The 1302-nt window shown below is 59.8% G+C and carries 1 protein-coding gene and 1 pseudogene; both read right to left on the reverse strand.

The features are described from left to right. The coding region (gene repB / locus NYR58_RS20365; RefSeq protein WP_261522944.1) for a plasmid partitioning protein RepB at positions 1-926 on the reverse strand (926 nt) is incomplete at its 3' end. 148 nt (positions 927-1074) lie between these two features. Next, positions 1075-1302, reverse strand: a pseudogene (locus tag NYR58_RS20370) (plasmid partitioning protein RepA); the annotation flags it as partial.

The raw sequence follows: 1302 nt of genomic DNA on the forward strand, positions 1-1302 counted from the left end.
TCCGGCACGACCTTGTCCTCGAAGACCAGCGCTGTCCTGCCGTTGCGGGCTTCAACTTGCGCCGCGCGCTTACCCGATGGTGTCTTCCACACTTCAGCACGCGGCTTTCTGGATCTCGCGTCTTTCGTTTCCAAAGACCGCAAGACGGCCTGGAACCGGGCGTCGCTCCCGGCGGCGGCGAGTTTCTCATCATCGAGAACACCGTCGAAGTCGACGTCGTCACCGGCCTTTTCGAGTTTTTCGGCAAGAGCCATCCAGCGCGCACGGCCGGCTTTCGGGGCCGGCCCAATTCGTTTGACAAGGCGCTCAGGGACACGTCGCGCCACGGCAATATAGCGACTGACATCGGCCTTATCCGAGCAAAGCGCTGCAATGATTGTTGGCCGGTCGCAGCCGGAGTCCTCGAGGTTCTTGGCAAAGAATGCCTTTTCGATGAACGACAGATCCTCTCGGTCGAGGTTCTCGCGCCCCTGGGCGACAATCAGCTCGCTGTCGGTGAGATTGCGAATGATTGCCCTTACAGGCTGTCCGAGTATCTGGGCTGCTCGGAGCCTCCGGCGCCCATAGGCGATCTGGAAACGCCCCCGAGTGGACGGGCTCGGACGAACCAGGATTGGAACCTGCTGACCGTTCTCCGAAATCGACTTGACCAGCTCGTCGAACGCCGGATCGATATCGATGGGAATTCGGTCGGCAACTGGCGAGTGGTCAATTACTTCCGGCTCGACCTCGACGACCACGTCACCTTTTTCCAACTGTTCCTGAAGACGCGTCGCGAGCTTCGCGCCATCGGTCATCTGCTTAAGGGACGCCCCCATTGCACCGATCGCGCCGCTTCGGACCCGCTCTGAGGGCTTTTCAGCTTCGCCCGTAGCGGGCTGTCTCTTCTTAAGATAGAGCGTCTCGATCGCGTCTTTGCGGCTCATAGCGCACCACCTGATTCATTCATTGCCGGCGCGGGGCAGGGGACGTGTTGGGAGCTCCCAACAACGGATGTCCGGCCGCTCCTCTCGCCTATCCATGGAGCTCTGTTGGGAGCTCCCAACAGGACCATCGCACTGCCTGGACGCACACTCATGATCGCCCCCATGCCAATTTCACCAGGCTCTCAATCTCGCCATTCACCGCAGTGAGTGATTCCATCGCGCGATCGTATGTCGTGCGCGTGAGACTGCCCGGACCGATCTCGTAGAGGGTCTGCTTCGTCAGGCCGGCATCCGAAATCGCGGCTGATTTCACCATTGGGTTAGTCAGAACGTGATCCTCAAAAAGATTCCGAAGCAACGCCACGACCTTGGTTTG

It is taken from the genome of Chelativorans intermedius (assembly GCF_025398255.1).
In the GTDB taxonomy this organism is placed as follows: Bacteria; Pseudomonadota; Alphaproteobacteria; order Rhizobiales; family Rhizobiaceae; genus Chelativorans; species Chelativorans intermedius.